Consider the following 14908-nt stretch of genomic DNA (forward strand, 5'->3'; position numbering starts at 1 on the left):
CCTCCTTTATTTAATAAGCGCATTCGGATCTATAATCAGCGCAACTTGTCCGTCACCCAGAATCGTGGCGCCCGAGATCGCTTCGATGTTCGTTAAATATTTGCCAAGCGTCTTCAGCACGATTTCGCTTTGTCCCAAGAATTCATCGACGGTTATCGCTCCAAGCTTGTTGCCTTTGCGAATCACGACGATTTCCGTCTCCTGTTCCTCTTCCTCCAGGAAGGACTTGCAGTCAAGCACTTGAGCCAACGAGATCAGCGGAATGACAGAGCCGCGGTAGTCGATCATGCGATTGCCGTGGATCTTGCGGATTTGTTCTCTTGGAACGATAGCCGTTTCCACGATGGACGAAAGCGGAATCGCGTATTTCTCTGACCCCAGCTTTACCAGCATCGCTGAAATAATCGACAACGTAAGCGGCAGCTGAATCGAGAATTTCGTTCCGCGCCCTTGCGTGGATTCGACGCTGACATGACCGCCTAACGATTGAATCTTTGTCTTCACGACATCGAGCCCGACGCCGCGTCCGGAAATATCCGAGATTTTATCCGCGGTGCTGAAACCTGCGGCGAAGATCAACATGTTGACTTCGCTGTCGGTCAGCCGTTTGGCGGATTCCGAATCCACGATGCCGTTCTTGATCGCGATCTGCTTGACTTTCTCCGCATTGATGCCTCTTCCGTCCTCTTCCACTTCAATAAAGACGTGATTGCCGCTATGGTAGGCGCGAAGATGTACCGTACCCGTCTCCGGCTTGCCCGCAGCAATACGATCAGCGATGGACTCAATGCCATGGTCCATCGAGTTGCGAAGCAAATGGACGAGCGGATCGCCGATTTCATCGATGACGGTACGATCAAGCTCCGTCTCTGCCCCGGTAATGACAAGGTCTACCTTCTTGTCAAGCGATTTGGCCAAGTCGCGAACCATCCGCGGAAAGCGATTGAACACGGACTCGACGGGCACCATGCGAAGCTTCAAAACGATATTTTGCAAATCGCTGCTGACGCGGGACATGTGTTCTACAGTTTCGGTCAATTCATTGCGGCGAATTTCGCTTGCCAGCTGTTCCAGCCGAACACGGTCGATAAGCAGCTCGCTGAACAGGTTCATGAGTGAATCCAGCCGCTCGATATCAACCCGAATCGTGCGTGATCCGCCTCCGCCAGACGATGCTGCCGCGGACGGCGATGACGCCGCTGGAGCCGGTGCCATTGCCGGAGCTGCGGCCGCTGCGACTTGAGCTTGCGCCGCACCGACCGTTTCTTGCGCAATGGAGGCTGCCGCGGACGGCGCGCCTTGCGCCGCTGAAGCGCCAAGCTGCAGCAGCGATTCGTTATCCAACTGCGTTATCGCAGCGCTCTCGATCTCCGAAACGGACTCAATTCCTTTGCGAAGCTCTTCTTCCGTTATGTTGGCGATCGTGAATACCGTAAAGGAACGATCGAACTTCTCCTGCTCGATCTCTTGGGAACTCGGAGACGATTTCACGATTTCCCCGTTATGCTCCAGGAAATCGAAGACCATATAAGCTCGAGCTGCCTTAAGCACGCAGTCCTCGCGCACCGTAACCACGATATGGAACACTGACATGCCTGCTTCAATGGATTGCAGCAGAATCGAACTTTGGAACTGATCCAGCATGCTGCCTTCGTCTCCGGCAGCACTTTGCATACCGGCAGACGCAGCATCTTGTTTCAAGTGATCGCCTTTGACGATGGTTTGCAGCGCGCTTACGATGGCAGTTACGTCGGCTTTCCCCGTACCTCCGCCAGTAACGTCTTGTACCATGGATTCCAGCGCATCCAATCCCTTGAACAAGGTGTCGAAAATAAATTGGTCCATGCTGAGCTTATGATTGCGGACGAGATCCAGCACGTTTTCCATTTCATGCGTCAAGGAAGCGAGGTCTTCGAATCCCATTGTTGCCGACATGCCTTTAAGCGTGTGCGCCGAGCGAAAAATGACTTGAACGATACTAATGTCATCGGGGGCATTTTCAAGCTTCAGCAAATGTTCGTTAAGCGACTGCAGGTGATCGTTCGATTCGTCTATAAACATGGAAAGATAAGCGTTCATATCCATTTCAATGCACCTCCTGTGCGAGTGGTAGACCAACGATATAAGGGCTTATTTTCTCACGGCCGCGGCCAAAGCAGGCGCGATGGCTTTCAACGGTAATACCTCAGTGGCAACGCCTGCTTCGACGGCCGAACGCGGCATGCCGTAAACGACACAAGTCTCTTCGGCTTCCGCAATGGCGGTTTCTCCGCCGCATTCATTTAGTTTCCTCATGCCCTTTACGCCATCGTTGCCCATGCCGGTCATAATGACGGCATGGCGCCTCAATTCAGGGAATGCAGCACAAGATTCAAACATCGTGTCGACGGAGGGACGATGGCCGCTCCTCGGCGCCTCTTCCGTAAGCTTGATGCAATACCCGCCGCTGTCTCTCGCAAGCTCCAGATGATAACCGCCCGGGGCAATGTAGACGACGCCGGCGTATACTCGTTCGCCATGCTCGGCCTCTGTCACGCGCAGCTTGCTGAACGTATCCAGCCGTTGAGCAAGCGAACGGGTGAACTTGGGCGGCATATGCTGCACGACCAGCACCGGGGCAGGGAAGTCAGCCGGCAGCGAGGTGATGACCTCGTGCAACGCCCGCGGACCGCCTGTAGAAGTTCCGATCGCAACAAGATGCTGAAAGGTTTTCGCCGGCTTCGGCTTATGCTTGGACTGGACCGGCAAATCAGCTTCGAATGAAGGTGCTGCCTGCTGCTTCGCCGTTTCGAGTTGCTGAGCCGCTTCGATCTTGGGCGAAAGCGAAACTTGACTGACGGACACCTCGTCCTGCTGCTTCTTCCGCTTCTCGGATGGAGGATTTGCCGGTTCAGCCTTGGCCTTCCTACCGGACAATCCCGAAGCTGATGGTCTCTGCTTAGCAGGTGCATGCTTCGGCGGTTCGATGACAACGGGAGCGAGTCCTTTCGGCTTTGCCGAATTCTCTGCCGCAGGCTGCTCTAGTTCGTACAAGCGAGAATATCGTTTCGTAAGAATCGCAATCCGAAGCTTCTCAAGCAATTGTTCACCGACTTGGCGTATGTCAGGCGACAATGGGCCCGACGGCTTCCGGATGAAGTCAAATGCGCCATTCTGAAGCGCTTTGATCGTCTCTCTCGTTCCGTCGTCGCTGATGCTGGACATCATGATGATGGGAACCGGATGCATGCGCATAATGCGCTCAAGCGCATCCAGGCCGTTCATTTCGGGCATTTCCAAGTCCATCGTAATTACGTCCGGCTTGTGCAGGCGTACCGCTTCTATCGCCTCGCGTCCGTTATTAGCTGTCGCGATGATAGTAAACTGCGAATCTTCCGCTATCAAATCGCAGATGATTTGCCGCATGAATGCGGAGTCGTCTACGACAAGCACCCGGGAAGTTGAGCTCATACGCCAGCCTCCTATCTCTCAAAGGTTAATTATGATCGTTTAAACATACGCTGCAGGAATCCTTTGACGCCGCTGTTCGCGGAAGCAGGAGAACCGGGAACTTCAGCAAACCGATAAGCGATTTCGTTGATGGCCTTGGACGCGTCCGTACCGGGAAAAGCGATTCCGAACGGAACCTGTTTCTTTACCGCTTTCGAGACGTTCGGATCATCCGGCAAGATGCCGAGCACTGGAATGTCCAGCTCCAGAAACCGGCGGGCGACAAGCCCGATTTTGTCGGCCGTCGCTTTACCCTCACGCTCGTCCACCGCACGGTTGACGATGAGTTTGAAGTTCACGCCGTTTTCCATCGCCGTTACCATTTTGATCAATGCGTAAGCATCCGTAATTGAAGTCGGTTCAGGTGTCGTGACAACGATCGTTTCCTGCGCCGCGGCAATGAATTTGACCGTTTCCTTGGATAATCCCGCTCCGGTATCGAAGATGATGATATCGTATTGGCCTTGCAGCCTGCCGATCTGCTGCGCGAAAAAATCCAGCTGAGATGGCGAGAGGTCCAGTAAGTCCTTGAACCCCGAACCGCCGGCGATAAAATGCACGCCTTGCGACCCTTCCTGGATAATCTCCCAGATCGTCTTCTCTTGCTTTAACAGATGGTAGAGATTATAAGTCGACGAGATGCCCATCAGCACGTCAATGTTCGCCATGCTGATATCGGCATCAAAAACGAGTACCTTCTTGCCGAGTCTCGATAAGGCAATCGCAAAATTCAAGCTGAAGTTCGATTTGCCGACGCCGCCCTTCCCGCTTGTTACCGTGATGATGCGGGTCATTCTTCCTGCATCGCTCATTTCTTGGTTACGAACCATATGCCTTAACGCTTCCGCCTGGTCATTCATGCGAATCCCCCAGCAGTTGCGCAACATACGTCGAGGCGCGGAATGCTGCGATATCGTCTGGAACGGTTTGGCCGTATGCGATGAAGGTTGGCTTCAACCCATGCTCCAGCGCTAAATTCAGAATAGATCCAACCGCGCTGGTCTCGTCTTGTTTCGTGAATAGTACACGCTCTACCCCGAATTTCGCGAAATTGCCCGCAACCGCGGACATGTCACTGAACTTGCCCGTCAGGCTCAGCACCAGGAACGTTTCGGAATAGCTGCCTGTCTGAAGCAAGCTGTTCACTTCCGAAACATACAATTCGTTGCGGAAATTGCGCCCTGCGGTATCCATGAAGATCAGTTCCCGATCCTCTAAAGCATGGAATGCCCTTGCGACCTCGGATGGCGAGAATACAACTTCGAGCGGCACGTTCAAAATCGTCGCATACGTGCGCAGTTGATCGACCGCGGCGATGCGGTACGTATCGGAAGTAATGAATCCGACCTTCCGGCCTGCCTTCAAAGTTTGCTCGGCAGCCAGCTTGGCGATCGAGGTTGTCTTGCCGACTCCGGTTGGGCCTACGAAATGAATGACTCTCGTATCCCTGGAGATCGCGCCTTCCTCAAAGTCTTTCAACCAGTCAAGCAGAATGGTTTCGGCAAGTTTCCATACGGTGGATCGATCAGGAGCCTCTTGTTCATGATCGTCTTGATTCAACTCGAGCTGCGCTTCTATGGATTGAATCAACTGATCGATCCATTGTTCGCTCACTTCCTGCTCCTCTAGACGTTCGCACAAATCTTGTATAGCCGCTGGCCGTGATTTTACCCGCTGCTGGTTGGACATCCGCATGATCCATTGTTTCATATCGCGAATTTCTTCCATTAATAGATCTTCGGACACTCGAGGCCTGCGAGAATCTGCCGTAGGCGTTGCCTGAACAACGTTTGACCGGGACAAGCTGTCTCCGCCATTAGACGCAATCGAAACTGTCGGTGCGGTAGCCGTAGGTGCACTGGTAGCCGTACGTGCCGCATAGACGGCAGCCGGAGAGGTAACCCTCGCGAACTGCTCCTGCTCGGGGGTAAGAACTGCAGTCGCTGCATGTTTTGCGACAACGTCTTCTTCAGCCCGAGGCTGCTTTTCTCGGATTGCAACCGCAGCCGATAAGGTGGCTGCCATAGACGCAGCCGCTTCCGGCGAGAGTGTCGCCTTGGGGACAGGAGCCGCAGGACGACCGGCTGGCTTCGCGCTTTCGCCTCCGCTTGTCTCTACGGCCGCGATCACTTCAGTCTTCTTCTTCCTGAACATGCCAAGAAATCCGCCTACGCGAATTTCTTTCGTATTTAATATAACGGCATCGATGCCCAATTCGCTGCGGATCATTGGCAGTGCCTCAGGTAAGGCATTCACGATGTAGCGCTTTACCTTCATAGATTCACCACTCCAATGCTTTGAACTTCAATACTCGGTTCAAGCTCGCTATAGGATAAGACCGGAATGTCCTGCATGGTGCGCTCAACGATTTGACGAAGATACATACGTATCGTCGGTGAAGCCAATACAATCGGCTGGTTGCCGGATTGAATCTGCTTGTTCACTTGCTCGTTAAGCTTCTGGTAGATGGTCTGCGTCGCTACAGGATCAAGCGCCAAATAGCTGCCTTGATCGGAGCTTTGCACGGATTCCGCGATTTTCTTCTCCAAGGACGGTCCGACCGTGATGACGCGAAGCGTATCTCCTTGATTGGAGAATTGCAGCGTTATCTGTCTCGACAGCCCTTGTCTCACGTATTCCGTTAAAATATCGGGATCCTTCGTATAAGTACCGTGATCGGCAAGCGATTCGAAAATCGTTACCATATCGCGGATCGAAATCTTCTCGCGAAGCAGCTTGGACAATACTTTCTGAATATCGCCCACATTCAGAATCGACGGGATCAGCTCATCGACCAGCGCAGGATACGATTCTCTGACATTGTCGATCAGCGCTTTCGTTTCCTGACGTCCGATCAGTTCATGCGCATGGCGCTTAATCAGTTCCGTCAAATGCGTCGCGACGACGGATGGAGGATCGACGACGGTATATCCGGTCAATTCAGCGCGTTCTTTCGTCGATTCATCAATCCACATCGCCGGCAGTCCGAACGCAGGCTCTATCGTTTCGATGCCGATAATGCTGTCATCCTCGAAACCGGGACTCATTGCCAAATAGTGATTCAGCAGCAACTCGCCTCTTGCGACCGTGTTGCCTTTGATTTTGATGACGTACTCGTTCGGCTTGAGTTGAATATTGTCGCGGATACGGATGACCGGAACGACCAGGCCGAGCTCGAGCGCGCATTGCCTTCGGATCATAATGATCCGATCGAGCAAATCGCCGCCCTGCTGCGTATCGGCAAGCGGGATTAAGCCGTAACCGAATTCGAATTCGATCGGATCCACCTGGAGAAGACTGATAACGCTCTCCGGACTTCGGACCTCTTCTATTTCTTGCTCTTCCACGAGCAGGTCTTCGGCATGCTGCATCTTGGTTTGGTTCAACTGCATCCGGTATCCTGCAAAAGCAATCAGAGCCGCAAACGGTACCGTAGCAAATATTCCGATCGGCGTTCCCACTCCAAGCAGCGTAATGGTAGCCGCTACGATGTAAAGCAGTTTCGGATAACGGAATAATTGCGTCGTCACATCCTGTGCCAAGTTGTTGTCCGATGCTGCACGCGTTACGATTAAGCCTGTTGCGGTCGAAATCAACAAGGCTGGAATTTGACTGACCAAGCCGTCGCCGATCGTAAGAACGGAGAAGGTAGACAACGATTCGGAGAAAGACAGACCGTGCACCGACATGCCGATGATGAAGCCGCCGATCAGGTTGATGAACAGAATGATGATGGATGCAATCGCGTCTCCCTTGACGAATTTGCTCGCACCGTCCATGGAACCGTAGAAATCGGCTTCTCGCTCGATCTTCAGCCTTCGTTCCCTTGCTTGCTGCTCATTGATCATTCCGGCATTCAGATCGGCATCGATGCTCATTTGCTTACCGGGCATCGCGTCGAGGGTAAACCTTGCGGCGACCTCGGCGACGCGCTCGGAGCCTTTCGTAATAACGATGAACTGCACGACGACCAGAATGAGGAAGACGACGAAGCCGATCGCGATTTGCCCGCCGGCAATCCAATTACCGAATGTCTCTACCACGGTTCCCGCTTCGGCCTTCGAAAGAATATTCCGGGTCGTCGAAATGTTAAGCGCCAGCCGGAAAAGCGTCGTGACTAGCAATAACGCCGGAAATATCGAAAATTGAAGCGAATCTTGCGTGTTCATCGATATGAGCAGAATCATCAACGCAATGGATATGTTAACCATCAACAGAACACTGAGCAGCGGAGTAGGAATCGGAATGACCATCATCAGCACGATGCCGATAATGCCAATCAGTATGGTTAAATCTCTGGCCTTCATGACGTTCCTCCTCCATTAGATAGGCGACATTATTTCACTTTGTTCTTAAGTTTATATACATAAGCCAGTACTTCCGCCACAGCTTGGAACAAATCGGCGGGAACCGTATCTCCGATTTCCGTCCGATCGTACAACGCTCTGGCCAGCGGCCTGTTTTCCATCATAATGACCCCGTGCTCCTTCGCGATATCTTTGATTCGAAGTGCAACGAAGTCCATACCTTTGGCAATGATCGTCGGCGCTTCCATCTTCGAGCCGTCATACTGCAGCGCGATCGCGTAGTGGGTCGGGTTCGTAATGACCACGTCTGCTTTCGGTACCTGCTGCATCATCCGTTGAAGTGCCATCCTGCGCTGCCGTTCGCGAATTTTGCCTTTGATCAGCGGATCGCCTTCGGATTTCTTGTACTCGTCCTTAATGTCTTGTTTCGACATCTTCAGGCTTTTCTCGTGTTCATAGCGTTTATAGAAATAATCGAATGCCGCGAGCGCAACGAGAATGGAGCCGATTTCGAGCCCAAGCTTTATGGTGACGCTGGCAATGAAACTGAAGATATTGCCGATGGATACCGTGGCCAGGCCCAGGATGCGATCCCGTTCTTGCCAGATCGTCATATACACGACCAAGCCGATTAACACCAGTTTCAAAATGTTCTTAATGAATTCGACGACGGAGTGCATGGAAAAAATGTTTTTAAATCCTTTGACCGGATTCAATTTACCCAAATTCAGTTTGAGATTCTCTCCCGTAAACAAGAGGCCCACTTGCATATAATTACCTAGCAGACCAATCAGTACCGTGATGATGAAGATCGGTGCAAGAAGCATAAAGCCCTGCACCATCAGATCGGAGAACAAGTCAATAACGTTACTCGTCGTCACTTCCATCAGCAGTTTCTGTTCAAGCAGTATGCCGAACATGTGCAGGAGTCGAACTTTATAATAACCGCCAAGCATAATGAAACTGAGGAAAACGAACAAGAGGATAAACGCAGCCGGAATCTCTTGGCTCTTCGCGATCTGCCCTTTCTTTCGCGCCTCCTGCCGCTTCTTAGGCGTTGCACGCTCCGTTTTTTCCTGCGAAAACATCTGTAGATCGAGCGTCCAACGGTATTTCGTCATCTGGTAAGCCTCCTACTCTAGCCGAAACGGTGATCGCCGTCCTTTTGGCGGCGTATCGCGTTTCATTCCGATGAAATATAAGATGCTATAAGCCGAAGCTTAACGATCTTATATTTTAAGCTGCAGGACCTTGCAGGATTGAAAGTAGCTTCTGCATTGCACTGAACATTTGCTCGAATATATGTCCGTAGATCGTAACGAGTCCCGGCATCAACACGGCCATCATGAGAAAGCCAACGAGGATCTTGATCGGCATTCCGATGACGAATACATTGTATTGCGGTGCCGTTCGGGCTAGAAATCCAAGCCCGACGTCCGTTAGAAACATGGCCACGACGAGCGGTGCGGACATTTGAAGCGCCAGCATGAATGTCTGCCCTGCCATGCTGGTAAGAAAAGTCGTAATACTGCCTGTCTTCATATGAAGAAACAGCGTATTCGAAATCGGAATCCAGTCATAGCTTTGCAACAGCGCTGACAGCAGGTAATGATGTCCGTTAATCGATAAGAAGATAAGCGTTGCGATCATGCCCTTGAAATTACCCATCAGCGGCGCCGAAGCTCCGGTCATCGGATCGATGATGTTCGCCATTCCGAAGCCCATTTGCATATCGATGAAGCTGCCGGCCGTGTTGATAATCGTAAAGAACAGATAGGCGGTGAAACCGAGCAGCGCCCCCGCGAGAGACTCGCGGATAATCGCCAGTATGTATTCGGCGTCCGGCACGATGGTTTGCTTCATGCCGTACGTAAGGAAGACCAGAAAGGATACAAAAAAACTGAATCCGATCTTAAAGGTATTCGGCACGTTTCGAGTGGAAAAGATTGGCGCCACGACGAAAAATGCTGTTATTCGACAAAAAATAAGCAAAAAAATAGGGAACCCTTGAAGAAACAACTCCATCGATCCACAGCCCTATCCGATGTATTTATACAAGTTATTCAGCAGGTTGTAAGTGAAATCGACCAGCGTGTTCAATATCCATGGACCAAATAACAAGATGGACAGCAGAACCGCTGCCACTTTCGGAACGAATGCCAGTGTCTGCTCCTGGATTTGCGTCGTCGCTTGAAAAATACTGACGATCAGCCCGACGATCAATCCAACCAACAGCATTGGCGCACTAGCCTTTAGCACCGTATATACCGCCTGCGCAGCCAACTCGATGATGAAATCCGAACTCATGATTGCACTCCTCTCCGCAGGGGCTATGTCGTATTAAAACTTAATAATAGCGACTTAATAACGAGATACCAGCCGTCTACGAGAACAAAGAGCAAAATTTTGAACGGCAGCGAAATCATGACCGGCGGCAGCATCATCATCCCCATCGCCATCAAGGTACTCGCAACGACCATGTCGATAATCAGAAACGGAATGAAAATCATAAAGCCCATTTGAAATGACGTTCGAAGCTCACTTAAGGCATAGGCCGGGACCATGACGGTAATCGGAATATCTTTATAAGTCGTCGGCTGTTCCGTCTTGGTATACTTCATGAACAACTCCAGATCTTTCTGCCTGGTCTGATTAAACATGAATTTCTTCATCGGCTCAGCCGCTTTATTGAGCGCCTGGGTTTGCGTGATTTCGCCTTTTAAGTACGGCTGCAGCGCCACGTCGTTCACTGCGCTTATGGTCGGCGACATGATGAAGAAGGTTAGAAACAGTGCCAGTCCGACTAACACTTGGTTAGGCGGCATCGATTGCGTACCGAGCGAGGTCCGTACGAAACCGAGTACGATCACGATCCGTGTGAAGCTTGTCATCAGAACAAGAATGCCCGGCGCGACGCTGAGTACCGTAATAATCAATAGCAAGGATAGTGCGCTCGTCCCGGGTTCGTCGCTTCCTTGGTCGCCAATACTGACGCTCACATTCGGAAGCGGTTCTGCAAAGGCATGCGCGTGGAACAAAAGAGCGATCAATTGAAAAGCCAGCACCGTTAGTGCGATTTTTTTGTTCATTCGTCCAACAACCGATCATTGTGATTTTGCTCTTTAAGCAGCTCTTCGACTTTCTGTTTCCGATCCGCCTGCCGCTTCATGCCGTTGTTGAGCAGCTCTTTGAAGGAAACATTCGAAGGCTGCCACGGTTCTTCGGTCGGTTCTTGCGATGATCGTTTGTTTCGCAATCTCGCCAGAAATTCCGCCATGGACGGCGAGCTCCAGTTTCGGCTGTTTTGCTGTTCGATAGCGTCCAATATAGCTGCGGCCGTGTCAGGATCATCGATTTTATCCAATAGCGTTATGTCTTCCCCGACCCCTACCACGTATACGCGACCGGATAGTTCTACGACCTGAAGCGACTTGTTCTGTCCGAGCGGAATCCCCCCGAGCGATCGAAGCGCCTTGTTGGTGCCCCAACCGCGATTGCGGCTGGCTAACCATTTGATCAGAAGAATGATAAGTCCGATAACGATCAGGAGTGCGGCAATAACCCAGATTAAGTAACCGATGCCTGCTCCGACGTCTGGTTTCCCATCGTCGTTGCCGGCCGCCGCTGATGCGAGACTTGCTGTAATTAGCCAGCCAGGGACTGCTAGTCCAGCAAGTCGAAATACGTTAAAAACTTTCATCCTCTTAACCTAGCGTTTTCTTGATTGCTTCAATAACGCGGTCAGCTTGAAAAGGCTTCACGATGAAGTCCTTGGCTCCGGCTTGAATCGCATCGATAACCATGGCCTGCTGACCCATTGCGGAACACATGATGACTTTGGCGTTGCCATCGATTTTCTTGATTTCTTTCAACGCAACGATACCGTCCATTTCCGGCATCGTGATGTCCATCGTGATAAGATCCGGCTTCAGTTCCTTGTATTTCTCGATTGCTTGCGCTCCATCTTGCGCTTCTCCTACGACTTCATATCCGTTCTTCGTTAAAATATCGCGGATCATCATTCTCATAAAAGCTGCGTCGTCCACGATCAAAATGCGATTTGCCATTGCTTCTTCCCCCTATGGTGTTATTGTAACTTCTGGATACGATCCCATTGGCTTACAATGTCAGTGACACGAACCCCGAAATTTTCATCAATAACGACAACTTCACCCTTGGCGATCAGTTTATTATTGACCAAAATATCCACTGGTTCACCTGCCAGCTTGTCTAGCTCAATGATGGAACCTTGAGACAATTCAAGAATATCTTTGATTTGTTTCTGAGTTCTTCCTAATTCTACTGTTACCTTAAGCGGTATGTCGAGCAATAAATTCAAATTGGATTCGTCCGGCTGCACGTACGGCGTGCCTTGGAAATTCGCGAACTGTACAGGCTGAACATTCACATTGCGATTCGGCGTTCCGCCTAACGTTTGCGGGCCTGCAGGAGCAGCTGCGTACTGCGGTGCAGGCGGCTGCATAGGAGCAGCGTATTGCCCTGCTGGCGCAGACGGCGGCGGCGTATGTACTGGTGCTGGCGCTGCAACCGGCTCTGAATACACGGCTGCTGGAGCGGCTACGCTGGCGGCAACTGGCGCCGGGGCAGGTGCGGCCGGCTCGGATGTACCGCCCATCAGCGTATCCACCATTTCTTTTGCAAACGAAATGGGCAGCAGCTGCATGATGGTCGAATCGATCAAATCTCCGATTGTCAACCGGAAGGAAACTTTGATAAACATATCGTCAGGCGGCAATTTCTCTACGCCTTCCCCGCTTGCGACATCCAGGATGTCGATGCCCGGAGGAGAAATGTTGACGAAACGGTTGAAAATGGTCGACATGGACGTCGCCGAGGAGCCCATCATTTGATTCATGGCTTCTTGAACGGCGCTGATATGAATCTCGTTTAATTCCGTGCCTAGCAATTTGCCTTCTCCGCCAAGCATAAGGTCCGCGATGGTTTGTGCGTCCTTCGTCTTGATGACCAGCGAGTTGATGCCTTGGAAGCCGTCCACATAGCTGACGGAAACGGCGACATGCGGTTTCGGAAATTCTTCGTCGAGCTCGCTCCGCTTAATGAGCGATACTTCCGGGGTAGTGATATCCACTTTGCGGCCCAACAACGTCGACAAGGCCGTCGCTGCGCTGCCGAATGTGATGTTGCCGATTTCGCCCAGAGCATCCTGCTCGATGGCACTTAAGTAGACATTCAACTCCTGCACACGGGTAAGCGACTCTTCCATATCTGGCTCATCGGAAGATTGACGCAGCAAGGCATCGATTTCTTCTTGCGATAAGTAATCTTTACTCGTCATATTCTTCTTCCACTCCTTCGGTGAGAACTTCATTGATCTGAATGGCCATGCGATCTTTGACCGACCCTGGACTGCCGATATATTTCAACTTATCTCCGACTTTAATATCAAGTCCTTGGTCGATGGATTTATTCAATGAAATCACATCACCAGCCGCAAGACCCAGAAACTCGCGAATCGAAATGCTGGAGCTTCCCAGCTCGCAAACGATTGGCAGCTTAGCCTTGCTTACCCGCTGCTTCAGTACTTCTACTTCCTCCGGCGCCCTCGTTTTCTTCTGCGAGACGAACCAGTGGTGGACCGACAAACGCGGCATGATCGGCTCGATAACGACATGCGGAATACATAAGTTGATCATGCCCGTGGTGTCGCCGATTTTGGTGCTCAAGGATATGAGCGCAATGGTTTCATTCGGAGACACGATTTGCATGAACTGCGGATTCGTTTCCAGCGCTTCGAGTCTAGGCTGGATATCAATGATCGTCTTCCATGCTTCCTGAAGACTTTCGAATGTCCGGCTGAAAATCCGTTCCATGATCGTCGTTTCAATTTCAGTCAACGCATTGATTTTGGATGGTGCTACGCCTTGTCCGCCCAGCATGCGGTCCAACATGGCGTAAGCAATGTTCGGATGCACCTCCATTACCATGCGCCCTTCAAGCGGCTCCGCTTCAAAGATGTTCAGAATCGTCATCTTCGGAATGGAGCGTATAAATTCGTCATAAGGCAGTTGTTCGACATCTACAACGTTTATTTGCACGAAAGTACGAAGCTGCGCTGAGAAATAGGTGGTCAAGTATCGCGCGAAGTTTTCGTGAATTCGAATCAAACTGCGGATGTGATCCTTCGAGAAACGAACCGCGCGCTTAAATTCGTAGACACGAATCTTTTTCTGCGTATCTTCCTTTTTTAATTCTTCTGCGTCCATCTCGCCGGATGATAATGCAGCAAGCAGCGCGTCAATCTCGTTCTGCGACAAAACATCAACCATTTCTCTCACCCCCTTCAAAGGAATGCGGCATTAGCATTAGATGATTACAGCTTCTGAATGATAGAGTCCGTAATTTCCACTTTTGTGAGTTTGCCTTCCGACAACTCAGCATTTATTAAATTAAGCAGTTCTGCGCAAAGCTTGTCTTTCCCCTGCGAGCCATTGATTTCTTCCGGTTTCATGTCAGAAATCGTACGAATAATAATTGGCTTGATCTGGATGTCTTTGATTTTGTCGAAATCTTTTTTCGTCGACTTCGCATCCAGCTGAAAAGCAAACCCAAGAACTGCAATATAATCAGGGTCCAATAAATTCGTTTGAATCTTGTCGATCGTACTTGTAAGTTCAACGCGCTTATCCGCAGAGAGCTTAACGGTGTCTACGGTTGCCGCTTCATTCGCTGCTTTCGTCGCCGTGTCCTTCGAACTGTCGTCGTTCAACACGGAGTTATACAAAATGACGGCAACGATTGCAATCAGGGTAATAGCCAACAAAATTGTAATCAGCCAAGGCAGCATTTTCTTCATTAGGACGTTCCCTCCGTTTGATCACTCTTAATGGTCGCCGCATAGACGCCGATCGAGCGAAGATAGGACTGTATGGAGGAAATGACTTCGGTTGCTTTCTCCAACACCAGTATTTTCTTGCCTGTCGTGAGCGTAATCAAAGTATCCGGATTTTCTTCGACCAACTCGATAAGCAGCGCGTTGAGATGTACTGTCTTCCCGTTCAAACGCGTCACGGCAATCATGTTCTTCCTCCTTAACCTTACAGAGAGGCGGCCAGCGCCTCTCTTCGGCTATT

The 14908-nt window shown here is 50.9% G+C and carries 15 protein-coding genes; all 15 read right to left on the bottom strand.

Annotation, left to right across the window (positions count from 1 at the left end):
• Positions 1-6: 6 nt before the first annotated feature.
• A complete protein-coding gene (locus tag GZH47_RS03820) occupies positions 7-2085 on the bottom strand; it encodes a chemotaxis protein CheA (protein ID WP_162638682.1) in 2079 nt (692 codons plus the stop codon).
• 45 nt (positions 2086-2130) lie between these two features.
• Entirely contained in the window at positions 2131-3450 is a 1320-nt protein-coding gene (locus GZH47_RS03825; protein ID WP_162638684.1) for a protein-glutamate methylesterase/protein-glutamine glutaminase, read from the bottom strand.
• Between the two features lie 29 nt (positions 3451-3479).
• Positions 3480-4349, bottom strand: a complete 870-nt coding sequence (locus GZH47_RS03830; RefSeq protein ID WP_162638686.1) for a MinD/ParA family protein — start codon at positions 4347-4349, stop codon at positions 3480-3482.
• Positions 4342-5766 (bottom strand): flagellar biosynthesis GTPase FlhF, encoded by a 1425-nt coding sequence (gene flhF / locus GZH47_RS03835; protein ID WP_162638688.1) that lies wholly within the window; start codon positions 5764-5766, stop codon positions 4342-4344. Before flhF ends, GZH47_RS03830 begins: the two co-directional genes overlap by 8 nt.
• Entirely contained in the window at positions 5763-7796 is a 2034-nt protein-coding gene (flhA, locus tag GZH47_RS03840) for a flagellar biosynthesis protein FlhA (protein ID WP_162638690.1), read from the bottom strand. Before flhA ends, flhF begins: the two co-directional genes overlap by 4 nt.
• 29 nt (positions 7797-7825) lie before the next feature.
• Positions 7826-8917 (bottom strand): flagellar biosynthesis protein FlhB, encoded by a 1092-nt coding sequence (flhB, locus tag GZH47_RS03845; RefSeq protein WP_162638692.1) that lies wholly within the window; start codon positions 8915-8917, stop codon positions 7826-7828.
• 115 nt (positions 8918-9032) lie between these two features.
• Positions 9033-9821: a flagellar biosynthetic protein FliR gene (gene fliR / locus GZH47_RS03850; protein WP_162638694.1), complete on the bottom strand. Its 789-nt coding sequence runs from the start codon at positions 9819-9821 to the stop codon at positions 9033-9035.
• A 12-nt stretch (positions 9822-9833) separates the two neighbouring features.
• A complete protein-coding gene (gene fliQ, locus GZH47_RS03855; protein ID WP_162638696.1) occupies positions 9834-10103 on the bottom strand; it encodes a flagellar biosynthesis protein FliQ in 270 nt (89 codons plus the stop codon).
• A gap of 23 nt (positions 10104-10126) precedes the next feature.
• On the bottom strand, positions 10127-10885 hold the full coding sequence (gene fliP, locus GZH47_RS03860) for a flagellar type III secretion system pore protein FliP (RefSeq protein WP_162638698.1): 759 nt from the start codon (positions 10883-10885) through the stop codon (positions 10127-10129).
• Positions 10882-11496, bottom strand: a complete 615-nt coding sequence (locus GZH47_RS03865; RefSeq protein WP_162638701.1) for a flagellar biosynthetic protein FliO — start codon at positions 11494-11496, stop codon at positions 10882-10884. Before GZH47_RS03865 ends, fliP begins: the two co-directional genes overlap by 4 nt.
• A 4-nt stretch (positions 11497-11500) precedes the next feature.
• Positions 11501-11863, bottom strand: a complete 363-nt coding sequence (locus GZH47_RS03870; protein WP_090637619.1) for a response regulator — start codon at positions 11861-11863, stop codon at positions 11501-11503.
• A 20-nt stretch (positions 11864-11883) separates the two neighbouring features.
• Positions 11884-13113 carry a flagellar motor switch phosphatase FliY gene (gene fliY, locus GZH47_RS03875; protein WP_162638703.1) on the bottom strand — a complete coding sequence of 410 codons (1230 nt, stop codon included), beginning with the start codon at positions 13111-13113 and terminating at the stop codon, positions 11884-11886.
• The gene (fliM, locus tag GZH47_RS03880; RefSeq protein WP_162638705.1) at positions 13103-14104 is read right to left on the bottom strand and encodes a flagellar motor switch protein FliM; all 1002 of its coding nucleotides are present in this window, start codon (positions 14102-14104) and stop codon (positions 13103-13105) included. Before fliM ends, fliY begins: the two co-directional genes overlap by 11 nt.
• Positions 14105-14148: 44 nt before the next feature.
• Positions 14149-14631 (bottom strand): flagellar basal body-associated FliL family protein, encoded by a 483-nt coding sequence (locus GZH47_RS03885; protein WP_162638707.1) that lies wholly within the window; start codon positions 14629-14631, stop codon positions 14149-14151.
• The gene (locus GZH47_RS03890) at positions 14631-14855 is read right to left on the bottom strand and encodes a flagellar FlbD family protein (RefSeq protein ID WP_162638709.1); all 225 of its coding nucleotides are present in this window, start codon (positions 14853-14855) and stop codon (positions 14631-14633) included. Before GZH47_RS03890 ends, GZH47_RS03885 begins: the two co-directional genes overlap by 1 nt.
• Positions 14856-14908 lie beyond the last annotated feature (53 nt).

It is taken from the genome of Paenibacillus rhizovicinus, assembly GCF_010365285.1.
GTDB classification, from domain to species: Bacteria; Bacillota; Bacilli; order Paenibacillales; family Paenibacillaceae; genus Paenibacillus_Z; species Paenibacillus_Z rhizovicinus.